Origin of the sequence: Neobacillus sp. PS3-34 (assembly GCF_030915465.1) — a bacterium.
Taxonomy (GTDB): domain Bacteria; phylum Bacillota; class Bacilli; order Bacillales; family Cytobacillaceae; genus Neobacillus_A.
Genome location: NZ_CP133267.1, coordinates 3,166,869 through 3,179,177, shown reverse-complemented (window position 1 = coordinate 3,179,177; position 12,309 = coordinate 3,166,869). Strand labels below are relative to the sequence as shown.

16 protein-coding genes and 1 pseudogene are annotated in these 12,309 nt (G+C 38.2%); 4 read left to right on the top strand and 13 right to left on the bottom strand.

Annotation, left to right across the window (positions count from 1 at the left end):
- Positions 1-15: 15 nt before the first annotated feature.
- The 5 genes from RCG23_RS16410 to RCG23_RS16390 all read right to left on the bottom strand — a co-directional run bounded on the left by RCG23_RS16410 (position 16) and on the right by RCG23_RS16390 (position 2,312).
- Positions 16-588: a sulfurtransferase TusA family protein gene (locus RCG23_RS16410; protein WP_308176592.1), complete on the bottom strand. Its 573-nt coding sequence runs from the start codon at positions 586-588 to the stop codon at positions 16-18.
- Between the two features lie 34 nt (positions 589-622).
- Positions 623-919, bottom strand: coding sequence for a rhodanese-like domain-containing protein (locus RCG23_RS16405; protein ID WP_308180081.1), 297 nt, complete (start codon positions 917-919; stop codon positions 623-625).
- 15 nt (positions 920-934) lie between these two features.
- The gene (locus tag RCG23_RS16400; protein ID WP_308176591.1) at positions 935-1,294 is read right to left on the bottom strand and encodes a rhodanese-like domain-containing protein; all 360 of its coding nucleotides are present in this window, start codon (positions 1,292-1,294) and stop codon (positions 935-937) included.
- Positions 1,295-1,317: 23 nt separating this feature from the next.
- A complete protein-coding gene (locus RCG23_RS16395) occupies positions 1,318-1,797 on the bottom strand; it encodes a DsrE/DsrF/DrsH-like family protein (protein WP_308176590.1) in 480 nt (159 codons plus the stop codon).
- A 164-nt stretch (positions 1,798-1,961) separates the two neighbouring features.
- Complete coding sequence (locus RCG23_RS16390; RefSeq protein ID WP_308176589.1) at positions 1,962-2,312, bottom strand: rhodanese-like domain-containing protein; 351 nt, start codon at positions 2,310-2,312, stop codon at positions 1,962-1,964.
- Between the two features lie 561 nt (positions 2,313-2,873).
- On the opposite strand from RCG23_RS16390, the gene RCG23_RS16385 reads away from it, so the two are divergent.
- Both RCG23_RS16385 and RCG23_RS16380 read left to right on the top strand, forming a co-directional pair.
- Positions 2,874-3,494, top strand: a complete 621-nt coding sequence (locus RCG23_RS16385) for a hypothetical protein (RefSeq protein ID WP_308176588.1) — start codon at positions 2,874-2,876, stop codon at positions 3,492-3,494.
- The gene (locus RCG23_RS16380; RefSeq protein ID WP_308176587.1) at positions 3,491-4,081 is read left to right on the top strand and encodes a peroxiredoxin family protein; all 591 of its coding nucleotides are present in this window, start codon (positions 3,491-3,493) and stop codon (positions 4,079-4,081) included. The genes RCG23_RS16385 and RCG23_RS16380 overlap by 4 nt, the downstream gene beginning before the upstream one ends.
- 79 nt (positions 4,082-4,160) lie before the next feature.
- Here the strand turns inward: RCG23_RS16380 and RCG23_RS16375 are convergent, their stop codons facing one another.
- Both RCG23_RS16375 and lgt read right to left on the bottom strand, forming a co-directional pair.
- A complete protein-coding gene (locus RCG23_RS16375; RefSeq protein WP_308176586.1) occupies positions 4,161-4,553 on the bottom strand; it encodes a YidH family protein in 393 nt (130 codons plus the stop codon).
- Positions 4,554-4,560: 7 nt separating this feature from the next.
- A pseudogene (lgt, locus tag RCG23_RS16370) lies at positions 4,561-5,381 on the bottom strand (prolipoprotein diacylglyceryl transferase).
- Between the two features lie 288 nt (positions 5,382-5,669).
- Here lgt and RCG23_RS16365 point away from each other — a divergent pair.
- Positions 5,670-5,906 carry a hypothetical protein gene (locus RCG23_RS16365; RefSeq protein WP_308176585.1) on the top strand — a complete coding sequence of 79 codons (237 nt, stop codon included), beginning with the start codon at positions 5,670-5,672 and terminating at the stop codon, positions 5,904-5,906.
- 98 nt (positions 5,907-6,004) lie between these two features.
- Positions 6,005-6,235, top strand: a complete 231-nt coding sequence (locus RCG23_RS16360) for an excisionase family DNA-binding protein (RefSeq protein ID WP_308176584.1) — start codon at positions 6,005-6,007, stop codon at positions 6,233-6,235.
- 660 nt (positions 6,236-6,895) lie between these two features.
- On the opposite strand, the gene RCG23_RS16355 is transcribed toward RCG23_RS16360, so the two are convergent.
- The 6 genes from RCG23_RS16355 to RCG23_RS16330 form a co-directional block, all read right to left on the bottom strand.
- Entirely contained in the window at positions 6,896-7,168 is a 273-nt protein-coding gene (locus RCG23_RS16355; protein ID WP_308176583.1) for a zinc-binding metallopeptidase family protein, read from the bottom strand.
- Positions 7,165-8,343 (bottom strand): M20/M25/M40 family metallo-hydrolase, encoded by a 1,179-nt coding sequence (locus RCG23_RS16350; protein WP_308176582.1) that lies wholly within the window; start codon positions 8,341-8,343, stop codon positions 7,165-7,167. The genes RCG23_RS16355 and RCG23_RS16350 overlap by 4 nt, the downstream gene beginning before the upstream one ends.
- Before the next feature lie 5 nt (positions 8,344-8,348).
- Positions 8,349-9,329 carry a Gfo/Idh/MocA family protein gene (locus RCG23_RS16345; protein WP_308176581.1) on the bottom strand — a complete coding sequence of 327 codons (981 nt, stop codon included), beginning with the start codon at positions 9,327-9,329 and terminating at the stop codon, positions 8,349-8,351.
- Between the two features lie 166 nt (positions 9,330-9,495).
- Positions 9,496-9,894 carry a cytosolic protein gene (locus tag RCG23_RS16340; protein ID WP_308176580.1) on the bottom strand — a complete coding sequence of 133 codons (399 nt, stop codon included), beginning with the start codon at positions 9,892-9,894 and terminating at the stop codon, positions 9,496-9,498.
- A 180-nt stretch (positions 9,895-10,074) separates the two neighbouring features.
- The gene (locus RCG23_RS16335; RefSeq protein WP_308176579.1) at positions 10,075-11,613 is read right to left on the bottom strand and encodes a DHA2 family efflux MFS transporter permease subunit; all 1,539 of its coding nucleotides are present in this window, start codon (positions 11,611-11,613) and stop codon (positions 10,075-10,077) included.
- A 1-nt stretch (position 11,614) separates the two neighbouring features.
- Entirely contained in the window at positions 11,615-12,247 is a 633-nt protein-coding gene (locus tag RCG23_RS16330) for a TetR/AcrR family transcriptional regulator (protein ID WP_308176578.1), read from the bottom strand.
- Positions 12,248-12,309: the final 62 nt, after the last annotated feature.

Here is a 12,309-nt window from a genome sequence, read left to right as displayed (position 1 = left end):
TTATTGTAAAAAAAATTATTGATTTGAATCTGTCGGACCTGACCAATTGCTCATGCCGGGCATGACGTTTATTACGTTTTCAAAACCATTGGATGATAATTTTTGAGCAGCTAGATCACTGCGGTTGCCTGTACGGCACACGACATAGATTGTTTCATTTTTTTCAAGTTCAGTCATTCTCTCATCTAAATCTCCAAGAGGAATGGATTTCGCACCAGGAATATGATTAAATGCATATTCCGCAGATTCCCTGACATCTAAAATCAGAATATTTTCCTGGCCATTGATTTTGTTCATTAAATCTTCATTATCTATAACGTGAGGATATTGAATTTCTTCTTTTTCTTCCCCAGTTGATTTTCTAAGATAGTGTTTAAGTACTTCGCCTTCTTCAATTGTTCCCAAGTACTGATGACCTGAACTTTTCGCCCATGCCTGGATATCGGCTCTAGAACCTTTGTCTGTTGCCTGCACTTCCATTACATTTCCTGCCTCAAGCTCATTCATTGCCTTTTTCGTTTTGACGATTGGCATCGGGCAAGCAAGCCCTTTCGCATCTACAATCATATTAGATTTAATTGGTTCCATTATATAGCCTCCTAGTGGTGATGGTTTTAAAATATTATTCAATCTGACCTTCCCACGCCAGCATACCGCCAGTCATGTTCGTCACCTTATATCCTTGATATTCTAGGAAATTTGTTGCCTGGCTGCTTCTTGCACCTGAACGGCAAACAATAATGTAATCATTATTTTTATCTAATTCCTGCATACGAAATTCAATCAGACCCAGAGGAATGTTCATTGCTCCAGGTATTTTACCTGCTTGCACTTCACTGACTTCACGGACATCAATTATATTTAAAGGTTTTTTTTCCGCTAACAGCATTTCAACTTCTTTAGCAGTAATCTGGTTCATCATCCATTCCTCCTTTTAATTCCAAGCGCTCATTCCGCCTCTTACATTCATAACATTTGTGAAGCCCATTTTCTTTAACTGCTTGCTCGCTTTTGTGCTTCGCATTCCGCTTTGGCAGATAACCACTACTTCTTTTTCTTTAGAGAGCTGGTTTGCCTTGTTTGAAAGTTGATGGAGCGGCATGTTAATAAATCCATTAATATGGTTCGATTTAAATTCGGCAGGCGTTCTTACATCAACAAATTGTTTGTTCTTTTCCTTTAAAACTTGTTTAAGCTCTGCTGTTGAAATATTCTTTACCCCTTTTGCCGGGAGCATGCGCAAAAGCAAAAATAGTGCAATCCCTGCAATGACAATAAAGTTAGTGTACGTCAATTCAATCTCCTCCTATGCTTTTGTTAGATAAATAAATTGACGTTTCCATCTTCAGCGCCACCAAGATATGCAGCCACACCCGCGTATTCAACGCCATCCATGATCTCTTCATGCTTAAGCCCTAACAAATCGACTGTCATCTGGCAGGCAACCAGGTTAATTTCTTGTTCTTTGGCCATTTCAATTAATTCAGGCAATGGCATTGCATTATGTTTTTTCATAATTTCTTTAATCATCTTAGGGCCGAAACCGGCAAAGTTCATTTTTGAAAGCCCCATTTTATTAGCACCACGAGGCATCATTTTACCAAAAAGCATTTCCATAAAATTCTTTTTCACCTTGATGGGCTCATCTTTTCTTAATGCATTCAATCCCCAGAAAGTATGGAAAATCGTTACTTCATGATCATAAGCTGCAGCTCCATTAGCAATAATGTAAGCTGCCATGGCTTTATCGTAATCACCGCTGAAAAGAATAATGTTTGTTTTTTTCTTAGATTCCATTTATTTTACCTCCATATTTACCCATTGGGGTATATTTTGTTTTAAAAAAATTTATCAACTTCACAAAATTCTTAATACCACACCGGGTATATTATAGAAATAATCTTTTTGTGTCAAGGCTCTTTTATCGGCTTAGAAAAGCATAAATCATCGCATATACTCGATTAATTTGCTTCACTACACTTCCCATCCAAGAAGGAAAAACCAACAACTTTGAAGCCTTTTCTATTTAAAAATCTAATCCCCATATTTTTCTCTACAGGAGTTGATACTATCAAATGGATTGATGATCTAGGTATTTCCTGTAAATGGCGATTCAAATATGCAAGTGGAAGATTAATTGCTCCGTTTACCTTATTTTTATAAGCAATATTGTAATCCCTTATATCTAATACGACTGTGTTCAAATCCTTGCTGTCATTTTCTAATTTCATGCATGGTATGTTTTTTACAGGAAAGTACCTCTTATAAAGTGCCACAAGTAGAATGGCTGGGATTATTAATGAGTACAGCATTTGTTTTCACCTTTTATTTAATTTTTATTGGAGCACATGATTTATAATATACCCCAAAGGGTATATTGTCAACATTCTCATCAATGATATTTTAAAAACATTTATTGCATTTGATGAGTTACTCTTTTTACATTAGGCTGTTTTCGTATACTTTGTTGCTATTTAAGGAGTATTTGATTTTCACTCCAGGATGCTCGCTTTCCGCGGGGCGGGCGGTGAGCCTCCCCGGCGCACAGCGCCTGCGGGGTCTCACCTGTCCCGCTTCTCCCGCAGGACGTTGAATCTGCTTCCTAGAATCAACACCGCACGAAGGAAATGCGAGAGCATTTTCGAGGAGCTCGCACCTTCCGTTTCAATCAACTTCTTTTTCAACGATTTGCTTTTAAAAACCTATTTACAAAACAACAATCTTTTAGAAAACCGCCTTACATTAAATAAAATTTGGTAAATTACCCCTCTGGGTAATTTATATTTTATAATTGTTATAAACGAATGATCGTCACAAAAATCTTAATGGATTTTTATATTTCATAACTATCACTGAAAGGAGCAATATAATTCTTGAGTTACTTTACTATCGGCCGATGGAATGTGCCTGCTTCCCTGCTAGCTATCATTTTAGCTGTGATCATTAGTTATTTTGTATTTTTTGGAAAAGAAAAAAAGCAGCCAGGTGATTGGTATTGGAATAGCCTGCTATTGTTTGTTATTATCTATAAGCTGAGCTACGCCATATTAAACTTTTCCCTTTTTATCAATTTCCCGATGTCACTGATTTATTTTAATGGGGGAAGCAAAGGCCAACTGATTGCAGCCGTATTTATAGCAATTTACCTTTTTAGATTATACAAAAAAAACAAGCCTAATTTGTTAGATGAAACGACCTTCTTATTGATGCTCACCTTTTTTGCTTTCCAAATAGTTTTTAATTTATTAGAACAAAACTTTATGTTAGCCGGAATTCAAACAGCTATTTTGCTGGGATATACCCTGTATGAATATATCGGTAGAAAAAAAACGCTGAAGATAGCAAACCAAATGATTCTTTTTTTCTTTCTCATGGATCTTCTTTTCTTAAGCTTTTTTGACAAGTTGATGGTTTCTTATAATCTTTCGTTTATTTTCATTAACTTTGTCCATATTATTACCCAATATTTTTCCAAGGAGGGACAGGAAGCTTGAATAAAAAATTATTATCCTATTCCATTATCGCTCTTTCAATCGCCATCGTGGCAGTTAACCTATGGAAAACATATGCAAACAATGAAGAACAAAAACAGCAAATCCAATCAGAAGAGGCATCAACTACTAGCAAAGATATTCCTGGTACCAAAATCACTTCCCTTGACGTCGGAACCCCTGCTCCAGATTTTGAGTTATCTACTTTAAGCGGAGAAAAGATAAAGCTGTCAGAGTTAAGAGGGGAAAAGGTCATTTTAAATTTCTGGGCAACTTGGTGTCCGCCTTGTAAAGCTGAAATGCCTCATATGGAGAATTATTATGTAGCGAATAAAGATAAAGGTGTTACCATCCTCTCAGTAAATCTAACCAGTATGGATAAAGGAACGGACGTCATCCGAAGCTTTATTCATGATTATAAGCTCACATTCCCAGTAGTTCTTGACGATACAGGAATGATTGGAACTAAATATCAGGCGTTTACGATACCAACTAGTTATATCATTGATACAAAAGGAATCATTCAACAGAAAATTGTTGGCCCTATGGACGAAGACACCATGAAGAGTTTTATGGATAGCATTAATTAATGTAAAGCCTGATTTCCACTTCAGAGAGTAAAAACATAAAACCTGAATCCAGAACGGATTCAGGTTTTGATTTTTATTTTTATTTGCCGATTAATCCCCAAACAAACAAATAGTATGCCGTGAACACAAAGAAGATAAGAATAAGGGAAAACGACAGGAAAATGACCAATTGCTTCGAAAACATAAAGGTCTGCTGATTAATATCCTTCCCTTTTGCGAAATAGCTGATGGTGGTCAGTATGAGGGAAATAATCCCCACTATAATAGAAGCTAAGCCAATAATTTTGGCTAAAAAATCCCCGATTATTATTTTGTTGGCAAGAGTTGTGAAATGAAGATTTGTTATTAAAAATCCTACCCCAATAATTGTGATACTTGTTCGGACCCACGCTAAATAGGTACGTTCATTCGCCAAATGCTGCTGAATATATCGTGAATCAATTGTTTGCTGGCCATTTTCTTTCTCTTTCATACAGTCTTTATACCTCTTTATTTGTCAGATATCTCTCGGTAGCTAATCCCTTTATTCTTCTCACAAGAATGAGCGATATACTAGCTAAAATAATCATTATGGAAATGACTTGTGCAATTCTTAAATCACTGGTCAGCATCAAGCTGTCCGTTCTCATTCCCTCAATAAAGAAACGGCCGATGGAGTACCAGATTAAATATGTAAGAAACAGTTCTCCTCTTCGAAGGTTTGCTTTCCGTAAAGAAATAAGAATGATAACGCCAATAAAACTCCAAAGTGACTCATACAAAAAGGTAGGTTGATAATATACACCCTCAATATTCATTTGGTTAATGATAAACGTTGGAATATGCAAATTTTCAAGGAAGGTTCTTGAAACGGGGCGCCATGAGCTTCCTGGTTCATAAAGTTCCCCCATCTCCCAATTGCTTGTCCGAGCAATATACTTGGAGCTGTAATGTCTGCTAGCTTCCAAAATGAAATTTTCTTTATTCTGGTAAAAACAAATGCTGTTGTTAACGCACCAATTAACCCACCGTGAATTGCTATCCCACCATTCCAAATAGCCGGTATCTCGGATAAATGATTTTTAAAATAACCCCATTCAAATAGTACATAATAGATTCTTGCAGAAATAATGGCAATCGGCAGGGCAAAAGTAATTAAATCAACAAGTGCATCGGGTGAAACTCCCCTTTTTTTGCATTCATTTGTTGCTAAATATAAGCCTAATAACGCTCCAAACCCAATAATAATTCCATACCAATGGACACTGATTGGACCTAAGTGAAAAGCGATCGGGTTTAAAGGATAAAGACCATCCTGCATATTAATACCTCCCATTTGATACTCATACCAGCTTATTATAACACTATCTATGTGTTAGAAAGCCGTTGGTATAATCATTTCAAACAATTCTCCCCCTTAAAAATACCGCCTGAGTAGCAGTAAAATAATATGTTCAGATATCCAGAATGACTCAAGTTCCTTTTCATGTAATTATAACAATTTCGATTTCACAAAAGATTTCATTTCTTGTCACAACCTACTCTGCTTCCGAATGAAAAATTATGTAAAAATATTCTTGAAGGGAATTCAATTATGGGAGTGAGTAAGGTGAAAAAATTAATCTCAGGCATCTTTGCGGCAGTTTTAATACTTGGACTTGGAACAGGAGTAATGGCAAAAAGCGGAGAAATTGCATGTGCAATGAAGGACTTTAAGGAAATGCTTCCGTTCATGCAGGAAAAGCACCCTGAATTAACTGAGAAAGAATTAAAGGAAATGCATAAAGATTGTGCTAAAGCACTAAAGAAAGAAGATGCTGCTCCTGACTGCATGATTCAAAAATAAAAAGGAAAAAAGCAGATCGCTCCAGGATCTGCTTTTTCTATTTGAATCATTTCCTCCATGGCAATATTCCTGTATATTTAAGGATAGAGGTGTAGCAAATGTATCTTTCCATAAAAGAAACGGCAGAATATCTATCCATGCCCGAAGCGCAGATTGAAAACATGATTCGCCAAAAGCGAATCCGCGCCATATTCGACGGTGAACAATATTTGGTTTATAAAGAGCAGTTCAACAATCATTTTCAGCAGCTTGAAAAGTATAAACAATTGGTTGAAGAATTAAAAAGTGAACCCATTCCTGAGGATTTGGATATTAAGGACGAAGATTGAAGAACCCCAGTGTAAACTTACAACGGGTTTACTTGTAAGGTACAAAACGGCAAATCGCAGAACAAATCAAATAGCAAATCACATAAACTTCACTGTCAAAAAGGCTTAGAGATGCAAATACTTTAAGCCTTTTTTTGAATTTTCTTTTTTTCACTAAACCCCCATTAGACGCTAAAGTGAGTTTGGTAAATAAGCGGAGAATTTTCTCTTAATTAGAAAATAGCCCTGAAAATAGCTTAAATAGACGGAGAGATTCCGACTATTGACTCGAAAAACGTGAAAATGGTTAATTTTGCTTTGCTTAATCGGAAAACCTCCGCTTATATACCCCGAATTGAACTCTATTACGCAGTCTAAACGAAAAATCTCCGCTTATTTTAAATATCACTGGTTACTCAATTAAGGATAAGACTTCAAATTAAATCACAAATAATTCACACACCCTCCAATAATTATTTCATACCCTGTGATTTACTATGTGAATTAAGACAAAATAAGCAATTAAAATTTGCCAAAATGTTGATTAAGCAATAAAAAACGCACTGTGAATTATATCGTGAATTCAAGTGCGTTTTCATATGTGTTTTACAATGTTTGCACCTCTAAAGTAAACCCGTTAGTAAACTTAATGGGGTTCTTTTTTTGAACAAGCATTGACGTTCATTCAAACAGACTTGCAAATATCTCAATTGCACGAAAAAAATACTTCAGTTGTAAGTTTTCATCATACGTATGCTGTCTGCAATCATAGTTTGAAGTAGGCAGTCCGATTACGGGCTGCTCATTTTGTTCGAATAAATACAAAGGCAGGCTGCCGCCCTCTGTCGGTAAGACAGCAATCTCTTCACCACACACTGATTTTAAGGCATTAATAACAAATTCAGCTTCTTTGGAGCTCATATCCGTTTTTGTTGCAGGAAAACCCGCCTTCATGTTGAGTTGCACAATCCACCGTAATTAAGCAATTCTTCCTTAGATGGCTCCTTTTCGGTAACCATCCAATTCATTTCCTGAATATATTTTTTTATTTTAATAAATATTTGCTCCGGCTGCATTCCCTTTACCAGGCGGATATCCACTTCCGCATTGGCCGAAGCGGGAATAATGTTTCTTGCTGATGCCCCCGTAAAGCCGCCTTCAATCCCGCGAATATTAAAAGTAGGAAGATTAATGAGGTGCTGGAGTGAATTTCCTTGTATTTCAGATGCTTTAATACCATATTTTCTACTGATTTCGTCTTCTATTGCCGGTATTTTTTCAATTGCCTCAAGCTCCAATTCGGATAAGGAAATGACATCCTCATAAAATCCTGGTATGGAGACAAATCCATCCTTCCCTTTTAGCATATTAAGGAGCTGTGCCAACTGGAGAATGGCATTAGGAGCGAAATTCCCAAAATGTCCGCTGTGAAGGTCAGATGCCATAGTATGGACCTTTATATCAAACATGAGCATTCCGCGAACCCCCAATTCTACCGTTGGCAAGCCGCTTTGATGCGTTTCACCCGATGCGGAGATGACCAGATTACAGGCAAGCTTTTCTCTATTCCTTTTGATACACTCTGCTAAGCCCGGTGATTCAACCTCTTCTTCACCGTCGAATAAAAATTTAAGATTAATAGATGGCTCCTTACCCTGAGAAGCTAGAAAATCCAAAGCGGTTAAAATAGATATGATCGCGTTCTTGGAATCCGCGGACGAACGTCCAAAAAGTCTCCACGAATCATCCATGATTGGCAATGCTTCTTCGAGCGTAAATGCTCTATCAACGGCTGTGATGTCCTTTCTTAATACAGGGTCGTAAGGAGAGGAATGCCACTCAGGTTCCTCTGCCGGGACTCCGTCATAGTGCCCGTAAATTAATACCGTCTTATTGGCTCTGCTTGAAGTTAGTTCCCCATAGACAAGCGGGCGTCCCTGTGGTGTAGTCCATAACTCTGTTGCAATTCCCCTCCTTTCCATCATCTTTTTTAATACTGCCGCATTCTCCTGAATTTGCTTAGGTTTAAACACATTGTTGGGAATCTTAATGAACTCGATTAATTCAGTTAATATTTTCTCATTATTTCCCACTCTAAAATCTCGCAATCTCTCTATCAGTTTAGACATGAAATCTACTCCTTATCACTTGAAAAATGGGAACCTGCTTGGAAAAGAATTTTGTCGAGCACAGACTGAACTTCACAACCATGGTTGAAAGTCACTATTTCAGATGCCTCACGTTTTATAGCTTTTACTAAGTCACAAATGAAGTTTTGTAAATGATTTTCGGCAGGCAATTCTGCCCTTATTGGTTCTTTTCCTCTTCTAGAAACCAATAATTCCATCCAGTCATTTAGTGACAAAAATCCTTCTGTCCCAAAAAGTTCAAACCGAATTTTCTCCTTCACCCCAATGCCCGACAGTCCATTTATTAAAACCGAGGTTCCGTCTTCAAGCTTTGCAGTCACCAAAGCGCCGGTTTCACAGAGGAGTTGATCGGAAGGATATTCTAAAATGGACTGAATACCATGCAATTTGCCAAATAGCTGCTGTATCATCTGAATGTAGTGAGGAAATACTTCCCTGACAAATCCCCCCTGGCTACGGGAAGTGATCCAGCTATTGTGCTGCCAAGGACGCGGCCACTCTTCAAATTGGCAATGCACCTCAATTCGCCGCAGCTTCCCTAGGAATCCTGCTTCCTTATACTGCATTAATTTTTTAAATGCTGGACGGTATATGGTCGGGAAATTTACCGCATGTATAAGATTCCTTTTTACCGCCTCATCCATCATTATTTTTGCTTCTTCTAAGGAATTTGCAAGTGGCTTTTCACATAAAACATGCTTATTATGATTTAATGCTTCTAAAGTTAACGGATAATGAAAGTTTGGCGGCACGGCTACGTAGATTAAATCTATTTGATCATCAGACACTAACTCTTTTGAATTTTTATATGGGGTTATATTGTATTTCGCGGCTACATGATGGAGCCTTTCTAAATTCCCATCTGTGACTCCCGCTACTATTGTTTCAGAATGTTCCTGAAAAGCCTTAAGCATCGTTTCTCCCACTGCACCTGCTCCAATAATCCCTACCTTAATATCACCCATTACTATCTCTCCTTTTAAATATCGTTAAGAAAAGGATAACTTCAGATAGAAGACGTAAAAAGGGAAGAAATAATTTATTCTTTTCCAGTTTTCCTTCTTAACAAATAAAAAGCTGTCCCCTCTATAAGTTTGGGACAGCTTTCTAAATTATTTATAATCTTAATTTCTATACTTCTAAAGATTGGCCTTCCTCCACAATATGATACAGAAGGTGGGCTAGATGGTGAACTGGTCCGTATGCTTCATCTTCCTCTTCACTTACTTCCTCATTGAACTCAAGATCATTTAAATATAATGCCATGAATTCATAGTAATCCTTCATTTGAAAGGAGTAACAGGCACTCGGATCATCATTGCCTTCCTCGTATTGAATTATCAGGTGGGAAACGTCCCCGTCTGCATCCTCTGCATCAAAAAAAACAAAAAAGCCGATATTCGTGTCCAGGTCAAACAGATGTCTTGTTCCGCCCTCAGTGGCTTTTTCAAAATCAGCCTCATTTAACTTCTGAATTTGCATGGAATCCACATTATCCTCCTGGTGAAACCCGACTACAAAAGATTTCATACTATCATCTCCTCATTCATATTTAAAACAACTAAACTTAATATACCCTTATTTGCCATTTATAACGTTCGACATATAAAACAATCTGTTCTATTCCGGTAAACACAGCAGGCTGCCGATTGCCGGCAGCCTGCTTCACAGTTAATTCCACTATATCCGTTGTTCCATCCCAACATGGACTTAATCGACTAGAGATGCTGAGGAAGTAGCAGCTTTTGTTTCTAAAGTACGCGGGCTCGCCTTGCCTTTAATGGCGAGTGAAACGAAAATGGCCAGTACGGCAAACGTGAATGCAACAATATAACCGTGATTGATGGCTGTTCCCAACGAATCCTGCAGTGTGTGAATCCAAGGAGCAGGAAGTGAATCTTTGGCATTCATAATCAGCTGGGGATTCGCAAGAGAATCTACTTTATCAGCAGGAATATGGGCTTCAGCCGCATTTTTTTGAAGAATGGCTTTAAATTGGTTGTTTACTACAGTCGCAGTAATCGATGTTCCAACCACAGCGCCGATATTCCGCCAAAACCCACCTAAAGAAGAAGAAAGTCCAACATATTCTTCGCTTACGTTTTGAGCGATACCCATTTGAGACATGCTCATCAAAGGCCCGATAGAGCAGACACCCATCACGATCATGACAGTAATCATATACAAGGAGCTGGCTGAATGGCTGGCTGTCATAAGGAAGTAAATCGCAACTGCACCAATTAAAGACGATCCGCCAAGCAAAGTGCGGTATGATAGCTTGAACATTAGCCCGCCAGCAAGACTTGCCCCGACCAAAAGTGAAAGCATTAAAGGCGTCAACATAGAGTTTGAGTTTTTGTGCCCCAAAACGGCAACGGAGAAAATAGGTATATAACTGATAGCCGAAAACATGACGACACCTTGAATAAAAGACAAGATACTGATTCCGCTGACGACAGAGTTTTTGTAGATGGCAAGCGGAAGGATTGGTTCTTTAACTTTCATTTCAACCATTAAAAACATACATATTCCTACCAGACTTAATGCAAAAAGCCCTAGAATTTGCCAGGAATTCCATGCATAATCTTTTCCTCCCCACGTTAAGCCCAGCATTAGTGAGACCGTGGAGAAAACCAGTAACAAAGTACCAAGATAATCGATCGAAGGCTTTTTGGATGCTTTAGACTCTTTAACGGCGAACAAGAGAAGCAGGAACGATACTATACCGAATGGAACATTGACATAGAAGCACCAGCGCCAGCTGAAATGAGATGTAATGAATGTTCCCAGCTGAGGACCCAAAACTGAGGAAATCCCAAAAATGCCAGCGAACACACCTGTCAGCTTTGCTGCTTGCTTTTGATCTGGAAAGGCAGCGTAGATAATAGAAAAACTAATCGGGAATAAAGCTCCTGAGCCGATTCCCTGAACCGCTCTAAATCCAATCAATTCTGCCATGCTTTGGGCCTGACCGCACAACGCCGATCCAATGAGAAAAAATGCAATTCCGATGAGATAAAAGAGCTTTCGTCCCAAAATATCCGATAACTTTCCAAAAATCAGCATAGTGCTTGTTGAGGCAAGCATATAGGAGGTGAACACCCAGCTCATGGAATCAAAACCGCTTAAATCTTTAATAACACTGCTAATACAAGCTGAAACGATTGTATTGTCTAGTGCGGCCATCAAAAGTCCCATGGCCATTGCAAAAACTAAAATTGTACTTTTTGCTTTAAATGGACTACTCATATTATTTACTCCCCTCAAAAATCCCGTAAAATAATTTCCTTTTCGTCTCCTCAATTACTTGATCCTGACTTTGCCCCTTGGCAATGGATGGGTTGCTTGCAATAAGGTGTGATATTGTCAAAACTCCGCTTGTGAATAACAGAGCCTGAAGCATAGGGTTTCCTTTCTGAATTTCCCCTCTGTCCATTGCGGAAGCAAATCTTTCGACCATCGGGCGGGTAAATTGATTAAAGAACGTTTGCTGCATTTCCAAGGCGTTTTCAGGAAACACATGGCTCAAATCCTCAGGTATCATTTTGTAAACCAATGGATATACCGGCCTTTCAAAAGCGGCTGATATCAGAAAACTACTGAAAGATTCGAGCGCTTCCTCCAGGCTTTTTTCTTCCGCAACGAGCGCTTTAGAGCTTTGGGCTGCTTGATCCATTAGCTCCTTAAACACATATTGAAACAGGTCGGTTTTACTTTTGAAGTAGTAATATAGCAATCCTTTTGCAAGTCCTGCCTCTTTTGCAATTTCGTCCATCTGTGTGCCTAAAAATCCCTTTGAGGCGTATACTCGAATCGTCGCATTTTTAATACCGTTAATCCGTTCATCACGAATTTTTTGATTTTCTTCTTTTGACCTTGGCATTTTCTTTCCCTCTTTTTTTGACTTAACTTTAAGTCAATATTAAAACACACCTTACCAACTGT